The sequence below is a fragment of the Sporomusa malonica genome (assembly GCF_900176355.1).
In the GTDB taxonomy this organism is placed as follows: Bacteria; Bacillota; Negativicutes; order Sporomusales; family Sporomusaceae; genus Sporomusa; species Sporomusa malonica.
In genome coordinates, this window is the sequence record NZ_FWXI01000004.1 from 110,720 (window position 1) to 124,107 (window position 13,388).

At 43.4% G+C, this 13,388-nt stretch carries 17 protein-coding genes; 2 read left to right on the forward strand and 15 right to left on the reverse strand.

Translation table 11 applies throughout. From position 1 onward, the window contains the following. Positions 1-51: 51 nt before the first annotated feature. From B9A22_RS26265 to B9A22_RS05795, 7 genes are all read right to left on the reverse strand, one after another. Positions 52-1,971: a [Fe-Fe] hydrogenase large subunit C-terminal domain-containing protein gene (locus B9A22_RS26265; RefSeq protein ID WP_084574764.1), complete on the reverse strand. Its 1,920-nt coding sequence runs from the start codon at positions 1,969-1,971 to the stop codon at positions 52-54. A 247-nt stretch (positions 1,972-2,218) separates the two neighbouring features. After that, entirely contained in the window at positions 2,219-2,656 is a 438-nt protein-coding gene (locus tag B9A22_RS05770) for a DUF350 domain-containing protein (protein WP_084574765.1), read from the reverse strand. A 20-nt stretch (positions 2,657-2,676) separates the two neighbouring features. Further along, positions 2,677-3,912, reverse strand: coding sequence for a glutathionylspermidine synthase family protein (locus B9A22_RS05775; protein ID WP_217805886.1), 1,236 nt, complete (start codon positions 3,910-3,912; stop codon positions 2,677-2,679). Between the two features lie 5 nt (positions 3,913-3,917). Further along, on the reverse strand, positions 3,918-4,211 hold the full coding sequence (locus B9A22_RS05780; RefSeq protein WP_084574766.1) for a hypothetical protein: 294 nt from the start codon (positions 4,209-4,211) through the stop codon (positions 3,918-3,920). 12 nt (positions 4,212-4,223) lie between these two features. Then, positions 4,224-4,667, reverse strand: a complete 444-nt coding sequence (locus B9A22_RS05785) for a hypothetical protein (protein ID WP_084574767.1) — start codon at positions 4,665-4,667, stop codon at positions 4,224-4,226. 65 nt (positions 4,668-4,732) lie between these two features. Next, complete coding sequence (locus B9A22_RS05790) at positions 4,733-5,353, reverse strand: HD domain-containing protein (protein WP_084574768.1); 621 nt, start codon at positions 5,351-5,353, stop codon at positions 4,733-4,735. A 97-nt stretch (positions 5,354-5,450) separates the two neighbouring features. After that, positions 5,451-5,864, reverse strand: a complete 414-nt coding sequence (locus tag B9A22_RS05795) for a GNAT family N-acetyltransferase (protein ID WP_084574769.1) — start codon at positions 5,862-5,864, stop codon at positions 5,451-5,453. Between the two features lie 132 nt (positions 5,865-5,996). Between B9A22_RS05795 and cshA the strand changes: the two genes are divergently transcribed. Together cshA and B9A22_RS05805 are read left to right on the forward strand one after the other, a co-directional pair. Further along, positions 5,997-7,418 (forward strand): degradosome RNA helicase CshA, encoded by a 1,422-nt coding sequence (gene cshA, locus B9A22_RS05800; protein ID WP_084574770.1) that lies wholly within the window; start codon positions 5,997-5,999, stop codon positions 7,416-7,418. 198 nt (positions 7,419-7,616) lie between these two features. Further along, positions 7,617-8,288, forward strand: a complete 672-nt coding sequence (locus B9A22_RS05805; protein WP_084574771.1) for an outer membrane beta-barrel protein — start codon at positions 7,617-7,619, stop codon at positions 8,286-8,288. 204 nt (positions 8,289-8,492) lie between these two features. On the opposite strand, the gene B9A22_RS05810 is transcribed toward B9A22_RS05805, so the two are convergent. The 8 genes from B9A22_RS05810 to B9A22_RS05845 form a co-directional block, all read right to left on the reverse strand. Then, complete coding sequence (locus B9A22_RS05810) at positions 8,493-9,725, reverse strand: aminopeptidase (protein WP_176215412.1); 1,233 nt, start codon at positions 9,723-9,725, stop codon at positions 8,493-8,495. A gap of 149 nt (positions 9,726-9,874) precedes the next feature. After that, complete coding sequence (locus tag B9A22_RS05815) at positions 9,875-10,195, reverse strand: aquaporin (RefSeq protein WP_281252361.1); 321 nt, start codon at positions 10,193-10,195, stop codon at positions 9,875-9,877. 1 nt (position 10,196) lies between these two features. Continuing rightward, complete coding sequence (locus B9A22_RS05820; RefSeq protein ID WP_084574773.1) at positions 10,197-10,454, reverse strand: PAS domain-containing protein; 258 nt, start codon at positions 10,452-10,454, stop codon at positions 10,197-10,199. Positions 10,455-10,617: 163 nt separating this feature from the next. Next, positions 10,618-10,938: a cupin domain-containing protein gene (locus B9A22_RS05825; protein WP_084574774.1), complete on the reverse strand. Its 321-nt coding sequence runs from the start codon at positions 10,936-10,938 to the stop codon at positions 10,618-10,620. Positions 10,939-11,090: 152 nt separating this feature from the next. Next, positions 11,091-11,285 carry a hypothetical protein gene (locus B9A22_RS05830; protein ID WP_084574775.1) on the reverse strand — a complete coding sequence of 65 codons (195 nt, stop codon included), beginning with the start codon at positions 11,283-11,285 and terminating at the stop codon, positions 11,091-11,093. A 42-nt stretch (positions 11,286-11,327) separates the two neighbouring features. Then, the gene (locus B9A22_RS05835; RefSeq protein WP_084574776.1) at positions 11,328-11,813 is read right to left on the reverse strand and encodes a DUF134 domain-containing protein; all 486 of its coding nucleotides are present in this window, start codon (positions 11,811-11,813) and stop codon (positions 11,328-11,330) included. A gap of 128 nt (positions 11,814-11,941) precedes the next feature. Beyond that, positions 11,942-12,475, reverse strand: a complete 534-nt coding sequence (locus B9A22_RS05840) for an ECF transporter S component (protein WP_245823831.1) — start codon at positions 12,473-12,475, stop codon at positions 11,942-11,944. A gap of 17 nt (positions 12,476-12,492) precedes the next feature. After that, positions 12,493-13,359, reverse strand: coding sequence for a pyridoxamine kinase (locus tag B9A22_RS05845; RefSeq protein ID WP_084574777.1), 867 nt, complete (start codon positions 13,357-13,359; stop codon positions 12,493-12,495). Positions 13,360-13,388 lie beyond the last annotated feature (29 nt).

Genomic DNA, 13,388 nt, shown 5'->3' on the forward strand with positions numbered 1-13,388 from the left:
AACAGCTCACACTGTTATCAGGCTATTATCTTTTTACCAAGCTTTTTACATTTACGAATTTCGATGATTTGCCAAGCTATCAGCAGTAGCAGCAATCTCCTGACATTTTGCTGTTACCTCTTCAATCGTAGCCGATATACTGGTTATTTCAGAGCTTACTACATCCATCTTGGTTTCCAAAATATTCGATATCCCTAAGATAGCCTCGATTTGTTTTAATATAGCGACTTCACTTGTTTTGGTCGAAGCGACTATGTCTTTGGATTTATCCGCAAGGTTTCGAACTTCATTCGCGACCACCGCAAATCCCTTGCCATGCTCACCGGCACGAGCTGCTTCAATAGTGGCATTCAGTGATAACAAGTTTGTTTGACCAGCTATTCCAACAATCTCGTCAGAGGCCTGAACAAAGCTTCTCATCTTATTCTCTACTTCACGAACGCTATCCCGCAATTCGTTGGCCGTTTGCAAGAGAGCCAGTACCTCCAAATTGATGTTTTCAATGCTTTTAGCGTTCTCGCTGCTGCCAAGGGAAACTTCCTGAATCGCTCCTGTTATATCCCTTACCCGCGCTTGGAGTTGGTTAGCAGCCAAAACCCGCTCCTCACTCAGCTTATGAACTTCTGCCATCATTTTTTCAAGCTCTTGGGTTTTACTCATTGTGGCCTGGTGTTCCAGTGATAGTTCGTGGCGGTTGTAGTCAATGCAGTTTTCCAGATGGTTAACCCCGTTAACTACTGCTTGGGCAAAATTCCGGCAGTTGCCGAAGCCACAGGCGTAACAATTTATGTTCTGTGATTCCTCTGTTGTCTTATGGAGTTTAGTGAATATCTGACCAAGAATTGTTTCAGTTGCTTCCGGCGTTTTGACAGTGCTGGATTCATCCTGATATTTACGGGAAAAATCACTTAGCTTTAACTCCTTGTCAAACCTTTCAAAGAGTGCATAGGCCTTTTTATAGAATCTTTTCTTACTCTGCTCTTTAACCTTATCGGCTTTTAAGCCGTTCATCACATAATCAATATCATCAATAGAAACATCTTTCGTTGTTCCTGTGCCAATGTTGCACCCATATGTACAGTTTAGAATATCAACTAGCAAGGGGAGTTTTTTTCCAGCCTTCATTCTTTCAGCATATTCCTCAAGATAGTGGTAGGCATGCCCAGGCCCTTCGACTTGCCGTATCCATACGCTATTTCCCCCAGTATGATGTTCAACATTTTCTCTTAATCCGCCAGGACGGCTGAAGGTAAGGCCTATACCACAGGCATCGCCGTCAAAATCGGTATCTTGATACTGTGACAGTACGATATGGTTATCCTCAAGGTATTTTCTCAATTTCGCGTAAGTCACATTATACTCAATTAACCCCTGAGTAGTAGTTTCATTGATCTCATCAATCTTGCCTATACAGGGCGATAGAAAAGCAATCCGGTCTTTGACCTTAGCGTATTTTTTGAGATACACCGCTGTACACATCATGGGGCTGTGAATCGGGGCAAGTCTGGGAATGAGTTCTGGCCTATACTTTTCAACATAGTTGACAATGGCCGGACACGGCTGAGCAATAACAGAGTCGAGGCGGTATTCTTTAATCGCCTTTAGATAAGCCCAAGTAGTAATATCAGCACCGAATGATACGTCATAAATTACGTTCACCCCAGCCGATTTTAAATAACTAAACAACTTCCGGTACTCAAAGCTGAACCGTACAGCTGGCGCAGCTACTACCGAGATCTTTGCCCCCTGCTTTAGGTCAGAAAAAAACCTTTCCGTATCATCTGAGTAATCTCTGGCCTGATGATCACATACGTCGATACATTCACCACAGTGAATGCATTTGCTTTGATCAACTTTTACCTTATTTAGCCCATCAACAGCATAAGCGATATTGGCATTAACCGGACATTTAGCTATACATTTATTACAACCCGCACATTTTTCTTCAATAGTCATTAGTATTTCCGACATAACGCGCCCCCAATACGTACTTTATCCTTACAGGATGATCCATGTTCATTAAATCACATAGTCCAGCATATTCGCTAAATTCTGTCAATCTCCTGCTTATTTGCTTCATTTATTGCATGAATTTTCTATTTTTACACTAATCGCCCATGTTTGGTGCTTTCTACCAACCCTGCTAACAACTCAATCCCTCTAATTGAGAGCAAAAAAAAACCCGACTCTTCGGAAGAGCCAGGTCTTGATTGAGTAGTTAATAACTTATCAACGCTGCCATCAATACTCCTGTAGATATACTTAAAAAAGCCGACAAGATTCCGACCGCTATATTTCCTCTTGGGATCTCATTAACAACCTTAAACGGCGTAACCAGTTCATAAAGATAAAAAATTATAATTTGAAACACGATTCCGACTAGTCCCCAAATAGCCAAATCCACGAGGTTAACAGAATGGAAAATAGCCGAAGCCAAAACTAACGATAACCCTAGAATCTTGCCGCCTAAAGTAACGGCTGCAGCCTGCGCCGAAGCCACTCTAGCCGGCTCATGAATATCATCACCTTCACCGATAAGCTGAAATTCCTTATAAGGAGTAATTACCATAAAAGCCAATATACCCAGGCCTAGCAGCGGCAGCGCCACTCCCAGGTATAACAAGAAATTAGTAATATTTTCCCATTGACCGCCCATTATCTCTCCCCCTTATGATATTATTCTGCAAGCCGGATAGGTAAAAAATAGGATAAATCATCGGTAATACGTCCTCCAACTCGCGCATTGACAGCCGAAGCCTTGCCGCCGACGAGAAATGCCCCCCATAATAGTGACCCCTGGTAGTACCCCTGCAAGGTTTCAATAGTAATTTGCTCTAGCTCGGCGTATTGCTGGTAGATCATTGTTTGACCCCAATAGCAGTCACTACTATCTTTGTCTGTTAGTGCGCCATTGGCATCATACATTGTGATCCCTCCGCCTTCTCGTCCTAATACCGGCTTAACTACGTAAGCGTTTTTGCCTAAAAAACCATTCTCCAAATAGGTCGGTAACATATAAGCAGCAATAATTTTATGTTCGTGAGAAGTAAAATACTCATTATTTTCATAGAGCAACCAAATAAGCGCCTGCAAGGCCTTGGTCTGAGCTAACAGCGCCCCCGGCTGGTTAATAATCGCTAGTTTTCGCCTGGACACCAAACTCAATAAATGTTCCCCGCTCGAATAACCATCCTGATCGGTTTCCTCAGACATTATGCCAAGCGGATGCAACCGGTACAATATGTCAATAGGCTTTAATTCCCCATCTGCCAGTCGCCACAACCGATCTTGATAAATCCTCAGATCCTTAAGCGGCACAAAGCAGGCTGTCAAGCCGGAATGATTCATAAGAAAACGGGCTGTTCCAGCATCTTCATCATGCCAGTCAAGAGCGCTAAACGCAATATTTCCAGTAGCATAACCCTGCGCTCTGTACTCAGCCACAACTGCACCAAAAGCTTCAGCAATATGCCTGGTCAATCCAGCGTTCACGTCTTTATAATTGTAATACTCGCATACCTTGCGATTTAAATAATATGCTTCAACAATCCCGCCTGGAGTATCACTATTGAATTCCAGCATTTTTAGCCCCTTAGGCGTCCTAGCAAAATCAAACCTTCCGATAGTTGTTGGCCAATCCGGTAAGACAGGAACGCGCGCAGCACCAAAGGTTTTAGCCGGAATACCCAGTTCTGCCAGCAGTGCGTCACTGCCCTGCTGGAGCATCTTTACCGTTTTGGCAAAGATACTGCCCAATTGCCCGGCAGCATAAGTAATTTCCGCAAATTCACTACTGGACAATTGACATGTAGCAGCTAAAGCATACTCTTGCCCGTACATATAATCCCATGTAAAAACATCTTCCTGCCTTATGCTATTGAATAATGCCTCCCGTTTTGTCCTGTAATCCACAGCGGCTATCCTCCACTGCCGATACTATGGCTACCGATTCCGCCTTTTGGCGTTGAAGCTGACGACATATGGCCGGAAGAGGTATCTGCTGTAGAAGCTGTACTTCCGCTATGACTGCCAAAGTATCTGGTGCCTGAAGAATTTGATGAGCTTGTCATCGACTGCCCGTCAACATCGCAATACCCGTCCCGGTTACGGTCTATATGGGTATGAGTGTTGTCGCCGAACATACATCCGGGAGTAAAAGTTAAAACAGCGGCCAAGAAAAGCCCCATCACTTTTTCGTCTTTTGATCCCAAGTTTACTCCTCCTTAACACACAGTCGTGGCATAAAAGATGTATACTTTGCGGTCTTCGTCAATCTCGGCTGAAGTTTTCTGCCACTCCTGCCCCAACCAATAGAGAAAGTCACTTTGCAAATAAAGAAGTGCATCCAAGTTGTCTTTCAGCTCGAAGACAGCGACTTCTGGAAAGTAACTGCTATTCTGAACATACTGCCGCAGCTCCAACCGCAGCTTTCCACTGGGGTTGGGTAACTGTGGCAGACTGTTATCTTGCTCTTCAGCCTTTTTTACATAAATAACATAACAACCAGCTTCAATAGCGCCAGAGGTTTTTTCGTAGGTCACACCATCTTTAACAAAATAATCACAGGCCAGACGGATCGCTATCTCAGTCCGATCCATACTGTCGTAATAGTAGAGTATCGGATACCCTTCTGATTCATTTAGCATCCGGTATTCCAGTTTTGGCACAAGCATCACCTCTAACAATCATGAATAAAAAGTGGCAAACCAGAAAACTTAATACAAACTTTGCACTATGCTTCAAACAACGCCTTCTCCTGCGGGGTTTTCAGGTAGCCTTTACGTATCGAGTCCTCGATAATTTCCTCAACAAGCCGCCCCAACTCGACTGATATCTCCTTAGTCAGTTTGTTGCGATCAATCACTTGATCACTGGTTATGCCATTAAGCTGCCACGATTTGCCCTCCGTGTTATAATGCAGCAGCAGCGGCTGCAACCTGTCAAGCGCATTGGCAAATCTGGCCTCAAGACTGACTCGTTGTTCAAACTCATCCCACAGACTCCACAATTCCTGAGCCTGATCCTCTGGCAGCAGTCGAAATAGCCGGTCTGCTGCTGCCTGTTCCCGCACCTCTTTGTCCAGCCCGCCCTTCTGATCATAACAATACGTGTCACCGGCATCGATTTCAACAATATCATGAATAAGTACCATCTTAATAACCTTTAGCACATCCAAGGGGTAGTCTGCCACATGCTCGGCAAGCAGAATAGCCATCATCGCCAAATGCCAAGAATGCTCAGCATCTGTCTCATGCCTCTCTCCGCCGATAACATAATTTCTCCGGTAAATCTGTTTAATCTTATCGACTTCGACAATAAACGCAATCTGCTGCTGTAATCTCTGAATAATCATACCATCACTCTCTTTATTTTAAATCGACCAAAAATGGAAATTTGTACTATACAAATTTTATAGATAGTGATATAATAAACAGTCTGGCTGTCGTTCTCTACTTACTGGTCAGATTTTTACTCATTACAACATAGTCAATGCCATCCCGCTTAAATTGTATTGGCCTTTCCTCAAAGCCAATTTTACGGTAAAAAGCCGTTTTACTTTTTCTGGCATTGCACCAAATGGCTTTGGCTCCACTCGCCTTAGCCGCATCAATGACAAACTGGAGCAGTTGAGTACCATACCCCAGCCCCTGCTTATTGCTTACTGTAGCAAATTTACGAAACTGAATCTCCTGCTCATAGGCAAATGCAGATACTACTGAGATAAGCTGGCCATTCTCAAAAAGGCCATAATGGATTCCCATAGGGTCGTCTGGCAGTTTTACATAGGCAATTTCCTTATCAGGCCACATCACCGTTTGGCGCAATTCCCACGTTTGCTCTGGCTTGATTATTCTTATTTCCATGTTTAGCTCCCAATCATTCGCCAGTATAGTTCTTACCTTCCCATTTTATCATCGCGGTTCAACGTATACAACACGTTGTCCATTGGCGATACTATTTAAAAACATGAATTAACTAAGGAGGCTACCTTTATAATGGAAAAATTCAAAGAGCTAGGAATTAGTGATTTGATAATTCGGGCTCTTAGTGATATGGGCTTTGAAGAACCAACACCAATACAAGAACAGGCTATTCCCACCTTGCTTTCAGGCAGAGATTTGGTCGGACAGGCACAAACAGGCACCGGCAAGACAGCCGCATTTGGCATTCCCTTATTACAAAACCTTACAAGCAACATAGGTGCTATTCAGGGAATTGTACTGACCCCGACTCGTGAACTAGCTATTCAGGTTGCTGAAGAGCTAAATAAACTAGGTCAATTTTCGAACATTCGCTCCCTCCCTATTTACGGCGGTCAAGATATTCAACGTCAGATACGGGGCTTACAAAGAAAACCACATATTATTGTTGCGACACCAGGTCGCCTGATGGATCATATGGATCGTCGCACCATTAGGCTTAACGACATCAAAATGGTGGTTTTGGATGAAGCAGATGAAATGCTTAACATGGGCTTCGTCGAGGATATTGAGAAGATTTTGAGCACCACACCAGAATCGCGCCAGACGTTACTCTTTTCTGCTACTATGCCTAGGCAGATTCAAAACCTCGCGCAGAAGTTCTTAAAAGACCCAGCCCTCATCAGTACCAAATCTAAAGAAGTTACTGTTCCACTCATTGAGCAGCATTATTACGAGATGCATGACAGGCAAAAATTTGACGTTCTTTGCCGTCTCCTTGATATCCAGTCCCCCGAACTGGCAATTGTTTTTGGCCGAACTAAGCGTCGGGTAGATGAGCTAACAGAGGCGTTAAAGAAACGCGGCTACTCGTCAGAAGGCATTCACGGTGACCTCACTCAAGCCAAGCGGGACGCTGTCCTCCGCCAATTCAGAGAAGGCATCATTGATATCCTGGTGGCCACAGATGTTGCGGCCAGAGGCCTTGATGTCAGCGGCGTCACCCATGTGTATAATTTTGATATCCCGCAAGACCCTGAGAGCTATGTACATCGCGTGGGCCGCACCGGCCGGGCCGGACAAACCGGATTGGCTACCACCTTTGTCATCCCCCGCGAGCTTGAGCAGCTACGGTCAATTGAACGAGTTACCAAGCGCAAAATTGTGCGTATGACTGTTCCTACCGTAAACGAGGCCATCGAAGGCCAGCAACGCTTAGCAGTCGAAAAACTGCTTAATCAGATTGAAGAAGGAAACCTTGAACACTATCGGGGACGTGCTGAAGAACTTCTTGCTGAAACAGATTCTGTTTCCCTGCTGTCAGCCGCACTTAAGCTTCTAACCAAAGAGCCTGACAACACCCCAATCAAGATTACCGAAGAAGCCCCAATGCGCACCAGGTCCTTCGGCAACAAACGCAAGCCACAGGATAACAGGAAAGGCGCACCTAGCGGCAAACCACGTTATAAATCAGGCCCAGGTGGTTTTAAGAAATAAAAAAAGAATAATAAGAAATCCACTGAGAATAATATCTCAGTGGATTTCTTAGTTTCTGGCAGTGCAACATTTATCAGAAACATAAAATAAAAATATCCTGGTAGGATAATTCGTTTTTTATATTCTTTATAGCTTGTCAAAACTCTCTATATGGTTAATAATGGAATTAGATTAAAATTCAATTTAGGAGGTTAGACAATGAAAAAATCAGTTCTAGTTTTTGTATTTCTATTTGCACTGTCCACAGTATGTGCTGCTAGTCCATTAATGGATTATTCACAAGGAAAGACAGCCGTTGATATTAATTTCAAACCTAATCTAGACGTAAAAGCTGATTCTCCTTTCGGTAACTTGTCCGGGAAAAATAGCAATGTTGATTTTGGATTAACAGTTGGCCTAGGAAATAATTGGGCAGTTCAATACCGAAACGGGACAGCTGATTCCAAAGTTACTGATCCTGGTTCCCCTATAAATATTGAGCTTGTAGCACAACAAATTAATGTTTTTTATAAGCTTAACAAAAATGTGGCAGGCTTTGTTGGTTATACTCATGCAAAACCATCACTAAACATCAGCATTGGTCCCATAACACAAACAATAAATGCTGAACAAACTTCTGGCTATCAAGTAGGACTAGTTGGCTTTTCTGAAATTGGCAAAAATACCAATGCTTATGGCGAAGTTGCAACCGGAAATAAAATTACTCATTATCAAGTAGGTATAGCTTACGAATTTGTTAAAAACTTAGAATTAAATATAGCATACCAATATACAAAATATAAAGGAATCGATTTTTCTTCAGTCTTCCCTTTTTCAGATTTTGACTATACCGCAAAAGGTATGTCATACGGAATTACTTACAAGTTTTAGTATTCGTATTGCAGACTAACTACTCAAATAAAAAATAAGCAATATGCTAGGATAAGAGCATTGAAGGCGAGATTGCCACACTATGCTCGCAATGACTGGGGTTTAACCTTTCGTCATTGCGAACGTACGTGAAGCAATCTCGCCTTTTCTATTCACGGATGAATCACATTCTGGAGAAGCAGGGCAGTTCTTTTGCTTCTTTTCTCAACTAAAACTGAAATTGCCGTTCTTAAATACAGGCAGAAGCTCGCCGCCTACGGTAGTGCCTGTGATTTCAAGATCAGCTGTGCCAATCATAAAATCAACATGCACAATCGAATCATTGACTCCGGCCTTTTCCAACTCTTCCGTATTCATATTTACGCCTTTTTCAATACATATCGGGTACGCTTTGCCAATAGCAAAATGACAGGAGGCGTTTTCATCAAACAGCGTATTATAAAACAGGATATTGGAATTAGATATCGGTGAATTATGCGGTACAAGTGCTACCTCACCGAGATAATGTGAACCCTCATCTGTTTCCACAAGTTTTTTGAGAATCTCATAGCCTTGATCGGCCTTGAAATCAACAATCCGCCCATCTTTAAAAGTCAGGGAGAAGTTGTCAATGAGGGTACCATTATAGTTTAACGGCTTAGAGCTGACTACCGTACCATTAATGCCGGTTTTCTTCGGCAGACTAAACACCTCTTCAGTCGGCATGTTGGCAACAAATTGAACCCCCTCGGTTGTATGTTCCGGCCCACCAAGCCAGATATGACCTTCAGGCAGTTCAACTTTCAAATCTGTTCCCAGTGAGTTTCTATAATGAAGCATTTTAAATTTGTGTGTGTTTAAATAATTCATATTTTGCTTCAAAGCCTTGCTATGTTCCTGCCAAGCGGCAACCGGATCATTTGTATCCACCCTGACGGCTTGCAGGATGGCTGCCCACAGTTTTTCAACAGCGTCCTCCTCCGATACCTCAGGAAATACCTTCTTGGCCCAGGAGCGGGTTGGAATAGATACAATGCACCATGCATTTTTGTTACTCATGATGCGCTCACGGTATTCTTTGAGTGCGGTGTTGCTCGCCTTTTGCACTCGTACTACTCTGTCTGGATTTACCTCTTTTAATAGCTCAGGATCAGACGCAGCAATGCTGATAAAGGCGGCGCCTTTACGCACATAGGATAAATAGAACTCCTTCTGCCATTCTGGGAACTCGTCGAAAATTTCATCAGGTGCTTGCAAAAACCTGGTTTTTGAGGATAACTCGTCTTTCCAGTTCATGACAACATCTCTGGCACCACTCTGGTAAGCCACCTCTGCGATTATCCTGGCAAAGGGAGCGCATTCAATGGGCGAGGTAATGACCAGAGTTTGATCCTTTTGAATGTTTACTCCGGTTTTAACTACAAGCTGGGCATATTTTTCAAGCAGTTTGTTATTCATTATAACTCCTTTCATTCTTACAATTCCTTTAGCATCCTTTATTCTTAACATATAGTATTCTCTTTATTATCCTTTTGTTTTTATAACTCTCATCACGCAAGTTTCGCATAAATCCAACTCACTCAACGACTCAAATTATGCCAATCGCCTTAGCAAGTACATAGGAAAGCATCGCCCCTATGAGCGGGCCTATTACAGGAATCCAGGCATAACTCAGGTATAATCAGCATAACCGTCCCCAGCACTTCTGAGAGCAGGTTGGCTACATTATGGCGAATTGCTGGTCCAGTAGAAAACACCGCTAATATCAACCCGCTATCCTCTGTTTCCGCCCAGTGAGGCCAAAAATGCAGCCAAACCAAACATGCTCCCACAAATGCCCCGACAACTTGGCATAGCATAGTGAGCATAGCTTGAGCAGGCTGATACATACCTATCATTGTTTTGGCTAATGTAACCGCTGGATTGATATCAGATGAATTTTTCTAAAGCCTTGCCAGACTTTATTTTCCGGATCATCTTCTGTTCCAGTGATTCACTCCTCATGCGTCCAGAATACCAGCCAGACTCAACTCGCATTATCGGCTGATTTACAATAGCTAAATATGTTGAGTTTACATAGACAATATATCCATTTTCGTCTAAGATGCCAATCCCGCAGGGCACAGCTTCCAGAACTAAATTCAATTTTTCGCATAGCAAGTTCTCTGCTGTGAAATTCCCGGACATAATTGCAACCCCTTCCAGCGACAACTTAAGATCTCAATTCCTCTATTAGTAAATTCAAAACCAAATGCCGGTAATCCTTTATTTAATAACTATGCCGTAGAGTAATTTTAATAAACAAAAGCGCTATTTGTCATTTTCAAATAGCGCTTTTACCACTAGATTATTAAAGAAAATCAGCCCGTATCGGTGTAAATGTATCAATAATGATAGAATTATCTTCTAAAGCTACGACACCATGTACCATATTACGGGGCGCATAATAGGTGTCACCTTTCTTTATGATTCTCTTTTCATCACCAATGATGAGTTCAAAGCTGCCTTGTGCAATGTATCCGACTTGTTCATGTTCAGCATGACTGTGGGGCTGGCCTACACCGCCTTTCTGAAAAACAAACTCGACTAACATGAGCCCCTCGCCATAAGTTAACACTCGGCGAGTTGTTTTCTCATCCAGTTGAACATACGGTAACTTATTTTCACTCATATAATTACTCTCCTACTTATTATTTTAGATGCCTCAAAATTAATTGTAGTGTAAGCACACAAATTTGTCCAGTTCTTGGAACAGGAGCAAAAACAATCAGGGCTAGACCGGCATATGGTCAGCCCTGATTGTTTTTGCTTTGTCACGTACCACTATTTCCTGAATTCTTTTTGACTCTGGTCGTATTGCTTACAGATAAAATCTTTAGTTAGATGCTCTGTCGGCTGTGACTCAGACTGTTCGTTACCGCCTAGTGTCATTTTACCGTCTTTGTCCAGTATGACTTCATGGCGGCAGCTTGTTTTATCAACACACATTCCATGAATGGGTTTATCGTTAGTAGCCATTTGATCACCTCCGAGATTTAGTTTTTCCCGGAAGTTTAACTTTTAATGCCCGCCGCAGCAACCGCCACCATGTCCATGTTCATGGTGCCCGCCACCACAAGCATGTTTTACCCCGTTGTCCAGCTTCAGCTTTTTCATGCTGGCGCATTTCGGACACGCAAGCTCATATCCATGTTTTCCGCCCTCAGTACAAGGAGCTTCCTCCCAGACATGGTGACATTCGGCACACTCAAAAACTCTGTTTTTCATAACATAATTCCCTCCATCGATAATAATAGCCCGCCCTTCTACCAGCGCCATAGCGACTTTATTTCTGGCAGATTGCAAAATCCTCTGAAACGTGGGTCTTGACAATCCCATAACAGATGCGCAAGTAGCCTGTTCCCAGCCTTTTTGATCTTTCAGACGAATGGCTTCCAGCTCTTCTAACTGGACAACTACCGGTTCCCCGCCGCCCTGCATCTGGGGAGAAAATTTTCGACAAAGCGGCACATCATCCACTATACCGCAACAACGTCGCCTTGGCATTGCTATCCACCTTCCATTTGGGCATATGCTCATTTTCATTATATGCCAAATTAACTAAAATATACAAGAGAAAATGTAAAAAAAATTGGCTTGACCTGCTTTATCAAGCTTCAAACCAATTTCTTACTTTAGCGATTAACACTCTTACGCAGCTTAGGCGACAAAATCATAGCAACCACCAGACCTACACCAGAGGTCATAAGTGAGCTTGGCATATTAGCAAATGCAGTTGCCAGACTGCCGGTTACCTGCCACCAGGCAACAATATAACCACTTAACGTCCAGGCTGCTGCCAGCACGCACCCCAAAACAGCCCGCCAAACCCAGCCGTTTCCAACTTCGTTCAATACAGGAGTAGGCCATAAACCTTTGGCAACTGTGCCGACAATGAGTCCAGCTGTTCCTTTGATAACAAAAGACCATAAGGTGTATGGCGAAAAACCCATAATAAGATCATAAAAAGCAGATCCAATGGCAGCAGCCAAACCAGCATATATACCACCAAAACAAATACCGACAGTAAACAGAAATGCTGTGCCCAGGTGCACCATCGCCCCAACACCAAATGGAATTTTGAAAGAAGTAGCAATAGCGCACATGGCAGCCAACACCCCGATAAACACGATATCTCTTACACTGAATTTACGTTTTTCATTCATCATTCGACTCCCCCTCAATTCTAAGATTCCCTGCGACACCTAGCCCACTCCTGCCCCAGCCAGGGCAACGCACTTTCTAACAGTACGCCTTCCCTAGTAGGAGTTGCTGCCGCAAAGGTGGTTTTTATGGCTGTTGCAACAAAATCGGCTGCCAGCTGCATAGCGAATGGCAAACCGTGCTTGTAGAGTAATGCACCAGCCAAGACACTAGCAAAAACATCACCTGTCCCTGGATATCGTGCCGGAATATGTTCGCTGACCACTTCCCAGAAACAGCCGCTGCCACGCTCATAGCCAATATTCATAATTTGTTGATTAACCAAAGGAATTCCAGTCATGATGACAATTGACGGCCCGAAATCGGCCAACCTGACAAGCCAATCCTTCAGACTATCCGGCTCAGCAACTTGTTCCTCATACCGTTCGCCTAACAAGAAGCAGGCCTCAGTAAAATTTGGTGTTATGATATCCGCTTTACCAACAAGCCGTTTCATATGTTCCTGCATTGTCGACGTATACACAGAATAAAGTTTACCTTCATCCCCCATTACCGGGTCAACCAATACTAACGGACTATTATCCGAAAACTCATCAATAAATTGGGATACTGTATCAATTTGCTGCTCTGATGCCAAAAAACCGCTGTAAATACAGTCAAACGTGATGCCTTCCTGTTTCCAATGACGATAAAAGTCGGGCATACGCTCGGTAAAGTCGCAGAAAGCAACATCTTTAAACCCACCTAGATGGGTGCTAAGCACAGCCGTAGGCAGCGGACACACTTGAATGCCCATATTGGATAATATGGGCATAATAACTGTTAAAGAACAGCGACCAACACAGGAAATATCATGAACGGCGGCAACGCGCGGAATTACTGGTTTCATCTATTTCTCCCTTCGAAACTGCTGCATTG

Bases quoted from the DNA above. Each gene is read 5' to 3' on its own strand.
- B9A22_RS26265 (WP_084574764.1), bottom strand. From the start codon at position 1,971: ATGTCGGAAATACTAATGACTATTGAAGAAAAATGTGCGGGTTGTAAT.
- B9A22_RS05770 (WP_084574765.1), bottom strand. From the start codon at position 2,656: ATGGGCGGTCAATGGGAAAATATTACTAATTTCTTGTTATACCTGGGA.
- B9A22_RS05790 (WP_084574768.1), bottom strand. From the start codon at position 5,353: ATGATTATTCAGAGATTACAGCAGCAGATTGCGTTTATTGTCGAAGTC.
- B9A22_RS05795 (WP_084574769.1), bottom strand. From the start codon at position 5,864: ATGGAAATAAGAATAATCAAGCCAGAGCAAACGTGGGAATTGCGCCAA.
- cshA (WP_084574770.1), top strand. From the start codon at position 5,997: ATGGAAAAATTCAAAGAGCTAGGAATTAGTGATTTGATAATTCGGGCT.
- B9A22_RS05805 (WP_084574771.1), top strand. From the start codon at position 7,617: ATGAAAAAATCAGTTCTAGTTTTTGTATTTCTATTTGCACTGTCCACA.
- B9A22_RS05810 (WP_176215412.1), bottom strand. From the start codon at position 9,725: ATGAATAACAAACTGCTTGAAAAATATGCCCAGCTTGTAGTTAAAACC.
- B9A22_RS05820 (WP_084574773.1), bottom strand. From the start codon at position 10,454: ATGTCCGGGAATTTCACAGCAGAGAACTTGCTATGCGAAAAATTGAAT.
- B9A22_RS05825 (WP_084574774.1), bottom strand. From the start codon at position 10,938: ATGAGTGAAAATAAGTTACCGTATGTTCAACTGGATGAGAAAACAACT.
- B9A22_RS05830 (WP_084574775.1), bottom strand. From the start codon at position 11,285: ATGGCTACTAACGATAAACCCATTCATGGAATGTGTGTTGATAAAACA.
- B9A22_RS05835 (WP_084574776.1), bottom strand. From the start codon at position 11,813: ATGCCAAGGCGACGTTGTTGCGGTATAGTGGATGATGTGCCGCTTTGT.
- B9A22_RS05840 (WP_245823831.1), bottom strand. From the start codon at position 12,475: ATGATGAATGAAAAACGTAAATTCAGTGTAAGAGATATCGTGTTTATC.
- B9A22_RS05845 (WP_084574777.1), bottom strand. From the start codon at position 13,359: ATGAAACCAGTAATTCCGCGCGTTGCCGCCGTTCATGATATTTCCTGT.